The following is a 13,124-nucleotide window of genomic DNA, read 5'->3' as shown; positions in this document are numbered from 1 at the left end:
GAGTTGTACCGATCCCGAATGTCGATGATCCGTGCCTGCGGCGGGGGTGATCTCGATCGCTCGTCGGATGTGGGCGGGCAGGTGGGATAAAGATACGTCCTGTGCGGAGTCGTTCGACCCAGTCGTGTCCGGAGTGCTCATGCGGGCTCGGCCTGAAGGGCGGGGCCGAGGAGGAGTCCACCGTCGATGACGTACTCCGACCCCGTGATGAACGACGCGTCCGCCGACGTGAGGAACAGGAGAAGACGGGTGACGTCGGCCGGCTCCCCGAGCCGGGGTATGGCGAACGGCTCGGGTGAATAGAAGTCGGCGATCGCCGCGGTGGCGCCGGCTGCTGGCTCGTGGATGAAAGGGGTCGAGATCACGCCGGGGTGGATGGTGTTCACGCGAATGTTGTCGCGGCCGAGCTCGAGTGCTGCCGTCCGGGTGAGTCCACGCACGGCCCACTTACCGGCGACGTACGGCGCGTAGTGAGCCGTGCCGCCCATGGCCATGGTCGAAGCGACGTTGACGATCGCTCCCCCCGCCGCGCGGCGCAGAGCAGGGACTGCGACCTTGATGCCGAGGAAGGTCCCCGTGAGGTTGACGTCGAGTATGCGCGACCACGTGGCCCGGTCGGTGTTTTCGATTGTGGCAGGCGGGTTTTGCACGCCCGCGTTGTTGACGAGCACGTTCAGGGCACCGAAGGCGCTTTCGGCGGCTTGCACAGCGGCGGACCACGAGCTTTCGTCCCTGACGTCGAGGTGGGCGAAGCGAGCGCGGGTCCCGAGCTCGTCGGCGAGAGCGGTACCGCGTTCGGCGTCGGTGCCGCCGAACACCACGTTCGCCCCCTCCGCGTGAAATGCGCGTACGTGACTCGAGCCCTGGCCGCCGGTTCCACCGGTCACGAGCACGGTCTTGTTGTCGAAGCGGGGCATCAAATGTTCCTTCGGTACGGGGGTGAATGACCGGGATCACCAGTGATGAGCAGCGCGGCCAATGGTGAGCCGAGCGACTCACCATTGGCTCGACACTAGGTCGCCGGCAATGGCGAGTCAAGCCACTCACCTCGTATGCTTGGCCCATGAGCACGGTCGTGACGACGTATCACCAGCGCGTCGCCCAGGAGAAGCGCACCCAGATCGTGACAGCCGCGACCGCACTGTTTCTCGAGTTGGGCTACGACCGGACATCGCTGGCGCGGATCGCGGAGCGCTCGGGCGTTTCGCGAGCCACCCTGTTCAAACAGTTTCCGAGCAAAGCTGCCCTGTTCGACGCCATCGTGACCGAGTCCTGGTCCACCGCCGAGGAGGAGGATCCTCCGCCGGCCGGCAATATCGTCGACGGGCTCGGCATCATCGGTCACCGTTACGCCGAGCTGCTGGGCCGTCCCCAGATGACCGACCTGTTCAGGATCGTCATCGCCGAGCTTCCGCGGTTCCCCGAGCTGGCCGATGCGCAGTTCTCGCAGGGGAAGATGCCCTACTTCGAGTCCGTACGCAGCTACCTCCTGGCCGAACACGAGGCGGGAACGGTGCGGATCGAGGACGTGGACCTCGCCGCCACCCAGTTCCTGGGCATGATCTCCAACTACATCTTCTGGCCGACACTCCTGGTACCGGGCTGGGAGGTGAGCACCGAACGCGTCACTCAGGTAGTCGACGAGGCCGTCCGCACCATCGCCGCCCGGTACGCCGCAACTGGACCCGGGGCGTCCACCAACGACTGAATCCCGGCTGCCCCCGCTTCCCTTCCCTGCCCTGAGCGCCGCAGCGATGCGGTTCTTCGGGCCGGTGGTGGCCAAGGCCTGCGACACAATCCTCGATGCCGCCGAAGCCGCCCTCGCCGATCCGCTCGGCACCCGGGAATAGCGGGACGCCCGGAGAGGGCGACGTGGTTACGATGGCGTTCATGTTCTGCGACCGAACGCTGCAGGCTACCGGCGCGGTGATGGTGCGCCGAGCTTGCTCAGGGGGTGTCGATGTCGTCCGAATCTGATTCCGAGGAGCTGCTGGTGCCGGCTGTTCTGGGACGAGCGCATGACCGAGCCGAAGAGCTGGCGGAGATCGCCGGCCGGGCCGGGTTGCAGGTCGCGGTCGCGGAATCGCTGACCTCCGGGCAGTTGGCGGCGGCGCTCGGCGCGGCGAGCAACTCCGGTGAGTGGTTCCGGGGAGCCGTGGTCGCTTACAGCAGGGCGGTCAAACATCACGTGCTGGGTGTGCCGGACGGGCCGGTGGTGTGTGCGCCGGCGGCAGCTGCGATGGCCGAGGGGGTGCGGACACTGTTCGAAGCGTCCTTGGCGGTGGGTGTCACGGGCGCCGGGGGTCCCGATCCGCAGGACGGGCACGAGCCGGGGTCGGTGTGGTTCGCCGTGTCCGCGGACGGCTCGGTGCGGACGCACCATCGGCTTTTCGCCGGTGAACCCGCCGAGATCCTCGATCAGGTCGTGGTTTACGCAGTGGAACTGCTGCTCGACGCCGCACGGGAACAGGCGGCCTGAACCGATCGGACGCGGGTTCAGGAATTCCGCAGCATGCGGCCCGCGGCCTCGACTGCCGGACCCGAACTGCCCGCATCGGCGACGAAGACAGCGAACGCCAGGTCGCCGCGGATACCCACGAACCAGCCGTGCGCATTCGTGTTGTCACCGTATTCGGCGGTACCGGTCTTACCGAGCAGGCCGGGGATATCGGCCAGCTGGGTGGCGGTACCGGCGGTGACGGTTTCGCGCATCATGGTTTTCAGCTGGTCGGTCACGGTGGCGGGCAACGGTGGCGGGGTGCGGTCCGGGGTGCCCGGTTGCCCCGCCACCATGACCGGTGCCGGAGTCGCGCCGTCGGCGATCGAGGCGGCGACCAGCGCCATCCCGAACGGGGATGCCGTGACCGCGCCCTGGCCGATACTGGCCTCCACCCGTTCCGCCGAATTCGCCGGGATCGGCACGCTACCGGTCACCGTGGTCACGCCGGGGGTCACATAGTCGACGCCGAGGCCGAGGCGTTCGGCGGTGGTGGTGAGTGCCTCCGGCGGTAACTGGACAGCCAGCCCGGCCATGGTCGTGTTGCAGGACCGCGCGAAGGCGGTGTGCAGTGGTACCTCGCCCAGGTCGAAACTGTCGTCGTTCGGGATCCGGCGGCCCTCGATATCGGCGACGCCCGGGCAGGGCAGCACGGTATCCGGGGTCGCGGTTCCGGCGTCCAGGACGGCGGCGGTGGTCACGGTTTTGAAGGTCGAACCCGGCGGGTACAGACCGGTGAACGCGATAGGTCCTTCGGCGTCGGCGGCGGCGTTCTGGCCGCCTGCCACGATCTCGCCGGTGGACGGCCGGACCGCCACGATGGCCGCGGCCTGGTCGATCGGGTCGAGGGCGGTTTCCGCGGCACGCTGCAGGCCCGCGTCGATGGTGGTGTGGATATCGGTGGTCTGCCCGGGATCCCGGCCGGCGATCCGGACCGCGCCTTCCGGGGTCGCGGCCTGCACAACCCAGCCGGCCGCCGCGTCGGCCTGTTCCTGCCACAGCTCGGCCGGACCGGACAGGGTCTGCGCGGACAGAGCGCGGTCGGTGGTGAGCAGCCGGGTCTGCGGGGCCAGGGTGACCCCCGGCGTGGCGGTCAGCGCCTCGCGGATCGGCGCGATATCCGATTCGCGCAGGCTGATCGCCGTCACAGGGGCACCGGCAGATTCGGCCAGATCGGCGTCCAGCGAGGCCGCGGTGATGCCCGGCGCGAACGGGGAGACCAGATTCGCCACGGCCGCGGTATCGGCACCGGGCGCGAGCTGGACCAGGGTCACCACCTGTTCGGTCAGCAATTCCCCGCCCGACGCGTCGAGGACGCGGGCCGGTTCCGGATACACCGGCGCATAGGTCAGTTCACCCCGGTCGAGACCGGGTGCGAGCACGGCCGGATTCCAGCGGATGCGGTGGCCGGCATCGGTCTCCACGGCGGTGCCGGTGGTGGTGTACTTCCACTCGGCGCCCTGCTTGCCCAGCTTCCAGGTCGCCTCGAGGGTGAACGTATCGTCTTCGGCCCCGGCGACCGTGTAGATCACCTCCTTGCCCAGACCCTCGTATAGCGCGCCGACGGTCTGTTCCGCACGGGCGGGGTCGTCGGTGAGCTGCGCAGCCGCGGCGATATCGTCGCGGTTGAGCGCGTCGGCGAAACTGCCGGCCGTGGTTTCGGGCTCGGGCGGCCCGGAAGAACAACCGGCCAGGGCCAGACCGAGGATCGTCAGCAGTACGAGGACTTTCCGATCGATGCGCATCACCTGCGACTGTATCGACCGCGGCCCGGCGGCACGTCGCATCCCTGCCGAACGGCGCGTACCCAGGTCCGGCGCCGGACCGCACAGCGCTACGCTGCCGGGCCGCAACCGCGCTCCCCCGGCCCGAGCCGGCCGCGACACCCGAACCGGCGTCTACCCTCGTCTCATGCCCGACCCGTCTCCCACCGTCACCAGGTTGCGGCCGTTCGCGGCCACCATCTTCGCCGAGATGACCGAACTCGCCGTCCGGCACGAGGCCGTCAATCTCGGGCAGGGGTTCCCGGACAGCGACGGCCCCGCAGCGATGCTGGAGGTCGCCCGCGAGGCCATCGCTGCCGGCGGTAACCAGTACCCGCCGGGCCGGGGTGTGCCGGCATTGCGCGGTGCGATCGCCGCGGACCGGTCCCGGCGCTACGGCACCCGGTACGACCCCGATACCGAAGTGCTCGTGACCGTCGGTGCGACCGAAGCGGTGACCGCGGCGGTGCTCGGGCTGGTCGAGCCGGGTGCCGAAGTCGTGCTGATCGAGCCGTACTACGACTCCTATCCCGCGGCAATAGCCCTGGCCGGTGCCCGCCGGCGTACTGCCCGGCTCACCGCCGACGGCGACCGGTTCGTCCTCGACCACGACAGTCTGCGCGCGGCGATCACCCCGGCCACGCGCATGCTGATCCTGAACTCACCGCACAATCCCACCGGTACCGTCCTGGATCGCGCGGACCTGACCGCGATAGCCGAGATCGCCTGCGAACACGATCTGCTGGTGCTGGCCGACGAGGTGTACGAGCATCTGGTGTACGACGGCGCCGAACACATCAGTATCGCCACTCTGCCGGGTATGGCGGAGCGGACACTGGTCGTCTCCAGCGCGGCGAAAACGTTCAGCGTCACCGGCTGGAAGATCGGCTGGATCTGCGGACCGGCGGCGTTGATCGACGGCGTCCTGGCCGCCAAACAGTTCCTCACCTTCGTCGGTGGTGGCCCGTTCCAGCCGGCGGTCGCCCATGCGCTCACCCACGAACTCGAGTGGGTGGTCGAGCTCCGGGATTCGCTGGCCGAACGCCGGTTGCGGTTGTCCGCGGCGCTGGCCGATACCGGGTTCCGTGTGCATCCCAGTGCCGGTAGCTATTTCGTCTGCGCCGATATCCGCCCGCTCGGCGCGGACGACGATATCCGGTTCTGCCGCGAACTACCCGAACGGCTCGGGGTGGCCGCGGTGCCGGTCAGTGTTTTCACCGATGATCCCGCGTCGTGGCGCCACCTCGTCCGGTTCACTTTCTGTAAGCGCCCGGAAACCTTGGACGAGGCGGTGCGCCGGCTCCGGCTCGCTCCCGCCCGCTGAGCCGGACTGTCAGCTTCCGTCCTCGGGATACACGGGTACATCGTCGTCCCACGGCTGGCGGACGACCATATCGGCGACCCGCACGTATCCGCGTTCGAATTCACCGGTCGCGGCGTCGACGAGGCGGTAGTTCTGCTGCTGCCGCTGGATGGGCTGGGCATCGAGCAACACGATTCGTACCTCACCGGGTTCGAAACCGCAGCGTTGCTGCAGGGCAGCGATCAGTTGCTCGTTGTGCAGATGCCCGTCACCGAAGTTCCAGCCCAGGGCGGTTGAACAGATACGTTCACCGTCGGTGAGGACGTAGTCCTTCTCGTCGTACTCGGCCATTGCCCGATGCGCGAGCGTGAACAGCGCCTTGCCGTGAGTGTTGAACGCGCGGAACGCGTATCCCAGATACAGCGGGATCTGCGCCGCCTCGCGGCTGCCGTAGTACCGCTCGAGCTGCGCGGCGGGCATGGCGGCCACGGCGGTGATTCCGGCGCGGATCTTGGCATCGGCCGACGGTTCGATGCACCACAGGGTGGTGTCCCAGTTACCGGCGTAGTACCGCATCCCGGGCAGGAAGGAGACCTTGCGCGGGAATACGTTCCCGATCGCGACCGTCCCCGCGAGAACCACGAACAGGAGCACCACCGGCACAGGATTGCCCAGATCGGCCGGCCCCACATCCGCGTGCGCGACGAACAGCGTCAGCACCCCGAAGATCATGAAAACGTTCCACTCGAGCGGCACCCCCATCGGGATCGCTGTGAGGATCACCAGGTGGAAGCAGATGAGTGCGATCGCGGCCACCGTGGTCGGCAGGCCCCCGTCGCTGAAGAACAACACCAGCGGGGCCAGCATCTCGACCGCCGTACCACCGTGGGCGAACAGCCGCGACAGCCTTCCCGGCCGCAGATCGTCCGGGAACCGTTCGAAGAACAGCCGTTTGAGTGCCCTCGGCCGCACCACCGGGCTGTTGGACATCATCGTCGACACCACGAACGGGAAATGCTTGTTCAGCTTCGATACCGCCGCGCCGACCCAGATGACGACGAACACCACCTTGGCGGCGACGATCGTATCGGCACCACCGAACAGGAAGGTGACCGCGAGCGCCCCGTACACCTCACCGCGCGCCGCCAGGAAGATCACCTTGTCACGCAACCCGAGAACCCCCAGCAGGACCAGGATCGCCGCGATCTCCCAGACCGGCAACAGCCCCACCGTCGAACCGATCTCGGGTATCGGCCCGGTACCGTCGGACAACAACGCGACCAGCAGCATGACCAGTAGTGCCGCATACAGCACCGCGTCGAACGGGGTCCGGGTCGTCCCCCGGGTCAGCGGCACCCGGCCCGGCCACGGTGGCAGCCGGATCGTGCCGGGCCGCAACCAGTACAGGATCGACCCCATCGGCGGGAAGAAACGGTTGTTCAACGGCCCGAAACCGCAACCCAGGCCGACGACTTCGAACAGCATCGTGAACAGCACGACCTTCTGGAACACGATCGGTTCCGACCACCACGATCCGACCGCGCTGAACCCGTCGATGCCGGTGGTGGCCAGCGCGAACAGCATTCCGCCCAGGATGTAGAGGGCGATCTTGACCACGTAGAACAGATGCAGCGGTGGGGGTGTCCCGAAACCGACCTCGGCCCAGTGCCGCGCCATCGGCCGGATCTTCTCCGCCCTGGTCCCGCGGCTCCATTCGGCCAAATCCACCACGGGAAGTTCTGGCCGGAGCATGCCGAACAACCGATCCGTTGTACCCACTGGCACCCGATCCTTCTTCGTTCAATCAGTTGATTGAAAAGTACTACGGACGGGCCCGCGGCGACCGGCATTTGCCCGAACGAATCCGACCGGGCGGCCCCGCGGTTCCCCGGCGCTCCGGAGGTAGACGGCTGGTGCGCCGGGACCGGACGCGGTACCCGGTCACCGCTGGACTACTCGACCAGCCCCTCGCTCTTCAGCCAGTCGTAGGCGACATCGGCCGGGTCCTCGCCGTCGATATCGACGCGGGCATTCAGGTCCTGCATCAGGTCGTCGGTGAGGCGTTCGGAGATCGTGCCGAGCAGTTCGCGCACCGGTGGATATCGTTCGAGTATCTCGCTACGCACCACCGCGGTGCCGCTGTAGGGCAGGAAGAATTTCCGGTCGTCCTCGAGGACCACCAGGTTCAGGTTCTTCACGCGGCCGTCGGTGGTGTAGACCATGCCGAAATTGCAGGGGGCACTCTGGGCTGTTGCCGTGTACACGACGCCGGCGTCCATCCGGGTGACGTTCGCGGCGGGCACACCGTTCGGATCGTTGTACGGGATCCCGTATTTCTCCAGCATCGGCAGGAAACCGTCGGAGCGGCTGAAGAATTCGTCGTCGACACAGAAGGTGCGGTCGGCGACCGGAAGCGCCGCCACATCCGACAGGGAGCGCACACCGAGCCGTTCGGCGGTAAGCGCCGACGCGGCGAAGGCATAAGTGTTGTTGAAGTTGGCGGGCGGCAACCATTCCAGGCCGTACTCGCTCTTCTCGATATCGTGGACGGCCTGCCACAGTTCCTGGGGATCGGCGATGATCTCGGTTTGGTTGTGGTAGTTCACCCAGCCGGTGCCGGTGTATTCCCAGAGCACGTCGGCGTCACCGCTCAGCTGGGCCTGCCGCGACGACGCGGATCCCGGCGCACCGGTGAGATCGGTGACCTCGGCACCTGCCGCGGCCAGATAGGTGGCGGTGATCTTGCCCAGCAGCACCCCTTCGGTGAAGCTCTTGGAGGTGACGGTGAGCCGTGCACCGTCCAGCGGGCGGGCACCGCCGGGCAGGGTCGCATCGTGGAAGGTTCCCGACGAGCTCACCAGACCGCACCCGGTGACCAGCAGCGCCAGCGCGGCGACCAGGGCGAGCAGCCGGGTGCGGGGCGCGGTCATGAGATACCTCGCGGAGTCGCGGCCAGTTCGACGAGCCGGCCCAGCCAATCGATGATCAAGGCCAGCAACGCCACCAGGATCGCGCCGGAGACGAGCAGTTTCGGCAGGAACAGGGTGACGCCGGTGGTGATCAGCGTGCCGAGGCTGGTGGCGCCGATGAAGGTACTCAGCGTCGCGGTGCCCACCAGGATCACCAAAGCGGTGCGCACACCGTTGAGGATCACCGGCACCGCCAGCGGTAGTTCCACCTGCAACAGGGTGCGGGCGCCCGAGAAGCCGATCCCGCGCGAGGCCTCGATCGTGCGCTGATCCACCTGCCGCAGGCCCACGATCGTGTTCTGCAGAATCGGCAGCACCGCGTATACGACCAGGCCCACGATCGCTGTCCGGAATCCGGTGCCCAGCCAGAAGGTGAACAGCACCAGCAGGCCGACCGCGGGCGCGGCCTGGCCGATATTGGCGATATTGACCGCGAGGGGTTCGAATCGTTTCAGTGCGGGCCGGGTGAGCGCGATACCCAGCGGTATCGCCACCACGACGACGATCACCGTGGCCACCACGGTCAGTTTGATGTGCTCGAGGATGGTGGTCTGCAGGTTCGCCCAGCTCAGCGACGCCTGCTCGGTCGGGGTGAAGGTTGTCGACCGATACCACAGGAAATAGCCGGCGCCGATCACCACGATGATGAGCGGCTCGAACCAGACGTCGAGGGGTAGGCGGCGCAGCCGGTTCATGACGGGCCGCCCGAATCGCTGTCGTCGCCACCGGGTTCCCCGTTGACGTCACGGCCGCGGGCCGCGGGCCGCGTAGAGCCGGCCGTCTCGGGCGGTACAGTGCCGGGCGCCAAGGGCCGCGCAGAGCCGGCCGTCGCACTATCGGTCGCCGGATGTTGCGCTACGGGGCCGGAGCCGGAGGGTTCGCTATCGGCCGCGGCGGGTTCGTCGTCGGCCGCGACCACGGGTGTCGGCGCCGGATCCGTTCCGTCCACGTAGGTGGTGTAGGAGACCTCGGTGTCCTCCTCGCGCACTTCGGCGAGTTTGTCCCGGATCAGCTCGGTCACCGAACCGATACTCAGCGATCCGACCACCGCGCCGCGGCCGTCGGTGACCAGCGCGGCGCCCTGACTGGTCGCGAGCATGGCGTCCAGCGCATCGTTGAGGGTCGAGGACCGGGCGACCACCGGTAGCCGCCGGTCCAGGAAATCGGAGACTTCCGGTTTGGTCGCCATTTCCGTGAGCGTCGGCCAGGAGCGCGGCCGGCCGGCATCGTCTACCACCACAACCCAGGTGTGCCCGGCGGCTTTCGCGCGTTCGATCACCGCGGGCGCCGGTTCACCTACGCGGGCGGTGATGACGTCGTGGGTTTCGACGTCGCGGACCCGGGATACGGTCAGATATGCGAGTTTCGCGCCGGAGCCGACGAATTCCTCGACGAACGGGGTCGCGGGGTCGGTGAGGATCTCCTCCGGGGTCGCGTACTGCTCGATATGACCGCCTTCGGAGAGGATGAGCACCCGGTCGCCGAGTTTGGTCGCCTCCTCGAAATCGTGGGTGACGACCACGATCGTTTTTCCGAGTTCGTGCTGGATGGCCAGCAGACTGTCCTGCAGGCGGGCCCGGGTGATCGGATCGACCGCGCCGAACGGTTCGTCCATCAGCAGCACCGGCGGATCGGCCGCCAGTGCGCGCGCGACTCCGACGCGCTGCTGCTGCCCGCCGGACATATCCTTGGGCAGGCGGCCGGCGAATTCCGCCGGGTCGAGACCGACGAGGTCGAGCAGGTATTCGGTGCGTTCGGCGATCCGCTGTTTGTCCCAGCCCAGAACCCGCGGAATCGCGCCGATGTTCTTGGCGACCGTCCAGTGCGGGAAGAGGCCACCGGACTGGATGACATAGCCGATGGACTGCCGTAGTTTGTCCGGGTCCTCCCGGGTCACATCACGATCGCCGATGAGGATCCGGCCTTCGGTCGGTTCGATCAAGCGGTTGATCATCTTCAGCGTGGTCGTCTTACCGCAGCCCGACGGCCCGACGAATGCGACGATCTCTCCCGCCGCGATCTCCAGGTCCAGGCAGGCCACCGCGGGAGTCTCCTGACCCCGGTAGCGTTTGACGACCGAGTCCAGGGTGATGGACGCGCCGGTCACCGCCCGTTCCGGTGTCGCCGGCGCGGGCCGGCCGGTCACAGCCTCGCTCATGACAATCCCTTTGCGATAGTGAAACGCCCGAGCACGACGAGCAGCGCGTCGAAAACCAGCGCGATGGCGACGATGAGAATGGTGCCGGTCAACGCCATTTCCAGTGCGTTCGCACCGCCGAGCCGCGACAGGCCGTTGAAGATCAGCGAGCCGAGGCCCGGTCCGAGCACGTACGCGACGATGGCGGCGACGCCGACGATCATCTGGGTGGACACCCGGATACCGGTGAGGATCACCGGCCAGGCAATGGGTAGTTCGACGGTGAGCAGGATCCGCCACCGGGAGAAGCCGATACCCCGGGCCGATTCGACGACCGAGGGCGGTACCGAACGCAATCCCACGATCGCATTGCCGATCACCGGTAGCGCCGCGAAGAACGCCAGCATCAGGAAAGAAGGAACCACACCGAGCCCGAACGGCACCAGCAGCAGCGCCAGCAGAGCCAGTGAGGGAATGGTCAGCGCGACCCGGCTCGAGGTCAACGACAGCGACGACAGCAGCGGCAGCCGGTAGACCGCGACAGCGATGAGGACCGCGACGATACTGCCGGCCAGCACGGTCTGGAATGCCAGTGAGGCATGCTGATAGGTGAGGAACGCCAGTGTCTCACCTCGCCCCTGGACATAACTCCACAGATTCACGGGGGTTCCCCTCGTCGACGGCGGATCGGCCCGGCACCGGCCCGCGCGAACTCACAGACGCGTGAATCGCCACACTAACCGAAATCCGGACACCTGACCGGGTACGGCGCGCACAACCGGACGATCGCCTCCGGGTCCCGTGCTCCCGACCTTACGGAGCATCCTGTGCATACGTCTCGCGGAGGACGGTTTTCAGTACCTTGCCGCTGGGGTTGCGTGGAAGCTCGGTGACCAGCGCGATTTCCTTCGGGCATTTGTATCCGGCCAGCTGGATGCGGGCGAATTCCTCGACTCCCGCGGCGGTCGGCGGTGCGGAAGGGTCCGCCGCGACGATCACCGCGAGCGGTGCCTCGCCCCAGGTGGGATGCGGGACACCGATTACAGCGACATCGGCGATCCCGGGGTGCGCGGCGAGGATGTTCTCCACTTCGGCGCAGTAGATGTTCTCCCCACCCGAGATGATCATGTCCTTCTTCCGGTCGACGACAAACAGATAACCGTCTTCGTCCTGGCGCACCAGATCCCCGGAGTGGAACCAGCCGCCGGCGAAGGCCCGTTCGGTCTCTTCGGGTTTGTTCCAGTACTCCTTCATCACCGTCGGGCCCCGGTAGACGATTTCGCCGACCTCTCCGGCCGGCACATCGTTCATCTCGTCGTCGACGATGCGGATTTCGACATTCAGGATCGGCATCCCCACCGAGCCGATCTTGCGGATGGCGTCTTCACCGCGCAGGGTGCAGGTCACCGGGCTGCATTCGGTCTGCCCGAACGCCGTCGATACCGACGCCTGCGGGAACGTCTCGATCATCGTGCGCAACAGCGTGGTCGAGGCGGGCGCCGCACCCCAGGAGATCTGCCGCAGCGCGGACAGATCGTATTTCGCGATATCCGGCAGCGCGCAGATCGCCTGCCATTGCGCCGGAACGAAGAAACAGCTGGAAACACGTTCCCGCGCCAGGAGTTCCACCGAGGCGGCGGGATCGAATCCACCCGACGCCGTGATCACGAAGGTGCCGCCGGGCAGCAGGCACATCAGATAGCTGGACAACCCGGCGATATGGAACAGTGGTGCGCCGTTGAGCGCCACCGGGTCGACATCTCCGGAGCTGCCCTGGTGCAGGCTGACGCTGAAGGCGTGCAGCAGCAGGTTGGTATGGGTCAGCACCGCACCCTTCGGGCGGCCGGTGGTGCCCGAGGTGTACATGATGTAGGCCGCCGAATTCTCGTCGACGGGATTCGCCCGGCACTCGGGATCGGCTGCGGCGAGCGCGGTTTCGTAATCGTCGCCGTGCTCCCCCGCGGTGCCGGGTTCACCGTCGATCACCAGACAGGTCCGCAATCCGGGTGCCTTCCGCCGCGCATCGGCCAGAACACTCGCGAACCGGGCATCCACCACGGCCGCGACTGCGCCGGAATCCTCCAGCAGATAGGCGATTTCGGCGGCGGTCAACCGGAAGTTGATCGGGACGCAGATCGCACCGGCCCGCATCGGCGCGAGGAACGCCTCGACGACCTCCATCGAGTTCAGGCCCAGTACGGCCACCCGGTCCCCCGCGCCGACGCCACGGTCCCGTAAGGCGTTCGCCAACCGGGAAACCCGCTCGTTCAAGAGGCGGTAGTTACGCGATATTCCACCGAATCGCAAGGCCGGAGTGTCCGGTATCCTGCGTGCGTGGCGGGCGAGCTGATCGCCTGCGCTCATTCCTCGGGACATCATTTCCGCAGCACCGGCCATGTTGCACTCCAGATTCGGGTCGATCGAATCCGAAGCCTACGCCCGACCCCTATGGCTT

General features: G+C 67.3%; 11 protein-coding genes. 3 read left to right on the top strand and 8 right to left on the bottom strand.

From position 1 onward, the window contains the following. Positions 1–137 precede the first annotated feature (137 nt). Complete coding sequence (locus ON22_RS32710; protein WP_033242799.1) at positions 138–917, bottom strand: SDR family oxidoreductase; 780 nt, start codon at positions 915–917, stop codon at positions 138–140. 146 nt (positions 918–1,063) lie between these two features. Here ON22_RS32710 and ON22_RS32705 point away from each other — a divergent pair, with 146 nt between their 5' ends. Both ON22_RS32705 and ON22_RS32700 read left to right on the top strand, forming a co-directional pair. Then, on the top strand, positions 1,064–1,708 hold the full coding sequence (locus ON22_RS32705) for a TetR/AcrR family transcriptional regulator (RefSeq protein WP_033242798.1): 645 nt from the start codon (positions 1,064–1,066) through the stop codon (positions 1,706–1,708). 252 nt (positions 1,709–1,960) lie between these two features. Continuing rightward, a complete protein-coding gene (locus ON22_RS32700; protein WP_081596012.1) occupies positions 1,961–2,479 on the top strand; it encodes a CinA family protein in 519 nt (172 codons plus the stop codon). A 17-nt stretch (positions 2,480–2,496) separates the two neighbouring features. Here the strand turns inward: ON22_RS32700 and ON22_RS32695 are convergent, their stop codons facing one another. After that, complete coding sequence (locus ON22_RS32695) at positions 2,497–4,242, bottom strand: penicillin-binding transpeptidase domain-containing protein (RefSeq protein ID WP_033243066.1); 1,746 nt, start codon at positions 4,240–4,242, stop codon at positions 2,497–2,499. A gap of 166 nt (positions 4,243–4,408) precedes the next feature. On the opposite strand from ON22_RS32695, the gene ON22_RS32690 reads away from it, so the two are divergent. Then, a complete protein-coding gene (locus ON22_RS32690) occupies positions 4,409–5,584 on the top strand; it encodes a pyridoxal phosphate-dependent aminotransferase (RefSeq protein WP_033243065.1) in 1,176 nt (391 codons plus the stop codon). Between the two features lie 9 nt (positions 5,585–5,593). Here ON22_RS32690 and ON22_RS32685 read toward each other — a convergent pair whose 3' ends face one another. From ON22_RS32685 to ON22_RS32660, 6 genes are all read right to left on the bottom strand, one after another. Beyond that, complete coding sequence (locus ON22_RS32685; RefSeq protein WP_033243064.1) at positions 5,594–7,315, bottom strand: DUF3556 domain-containing protein; 1,722 nt, start codon at positions 7,313–7,315, stop codon at positions 5,594–5,596. 200 nt (positions 7,316–7,515) lie between these two features. Further along, a complete protein-coding gene (locus tag ON22_RS32680; RefSeq protein WP_033242797.1) occupies positions 7,516–8,493 on the bottom strand; it encodes a glycine betaine ABC transporter substrate-binding protein in 978 nt (325 codons plus the stop codon). Next, entirely contained in the window at positions 8,490–9,227 is a 738-nt protein-coding gene (locus ON22_RS32675; RefSeq protein ID WP_033242796.1) for an ABC transporter permease, read from the bottom strand. The genes ON22_RS32680 and ON22_RS32675 overlap by 4 nt, the downstream gene beginning before the upstream one ends. Next, complete coding sequence (locus ON22_RS32670) at positions 9,224–10,690, bottom strand: ABC transporter ATP-binding protein (RefSeq protein WP_081596000.1); 1,467 nt, start codon at positions 10,688–10,690, stop codon at positions 9,224–9,226. The genes ON22_RS32675 and ON22_RS32670 overlap by 4 nt, the downstream gene beginning before the upstream one ends. Then, positions 10,687–11,331 (bottom strand): ABC transporter permease, encoded by a 645-nt coding sequence (locus ON22_RS32665; protein WP_033242795.1) that lies wholly within the window; start codon positions 11,329–11,331, stop codon positions 10,687–10,689. The genes ON22_RS32670 and ON22_RS32665 overlap by 4 nt, the downstream gene beginning before the upstream one ends. A gap of 151 nt (positions 11,332–11,482) precedes the next feature. Then, entirely contained in the window at positions 11,483–13,066 is a 1,584-nt protein-coding gene (locus tag ON22_RS32660) for a long-chain-fatty-acid--CoA ligase (protein WP_033242794.1), read from the bottom strand. Positions 13,067–13,124 lie beyond the last annotated feature (58 nt).

This window comes from Nocardia carnea NBRC 14403 (genome assembly GCF_000308515.1).
Lineage (GTDB): Bacteria > Actinomycetota > Actinomycetes > Mycobacteriales > Mycobacteriaceae > Nocardia > Nocardia carnea.
The sequence above is the reverse complement of the archived record's forward strand: the minus strand, read 5'-3'. Positions and strand labels throughout refer to the sequence as shown.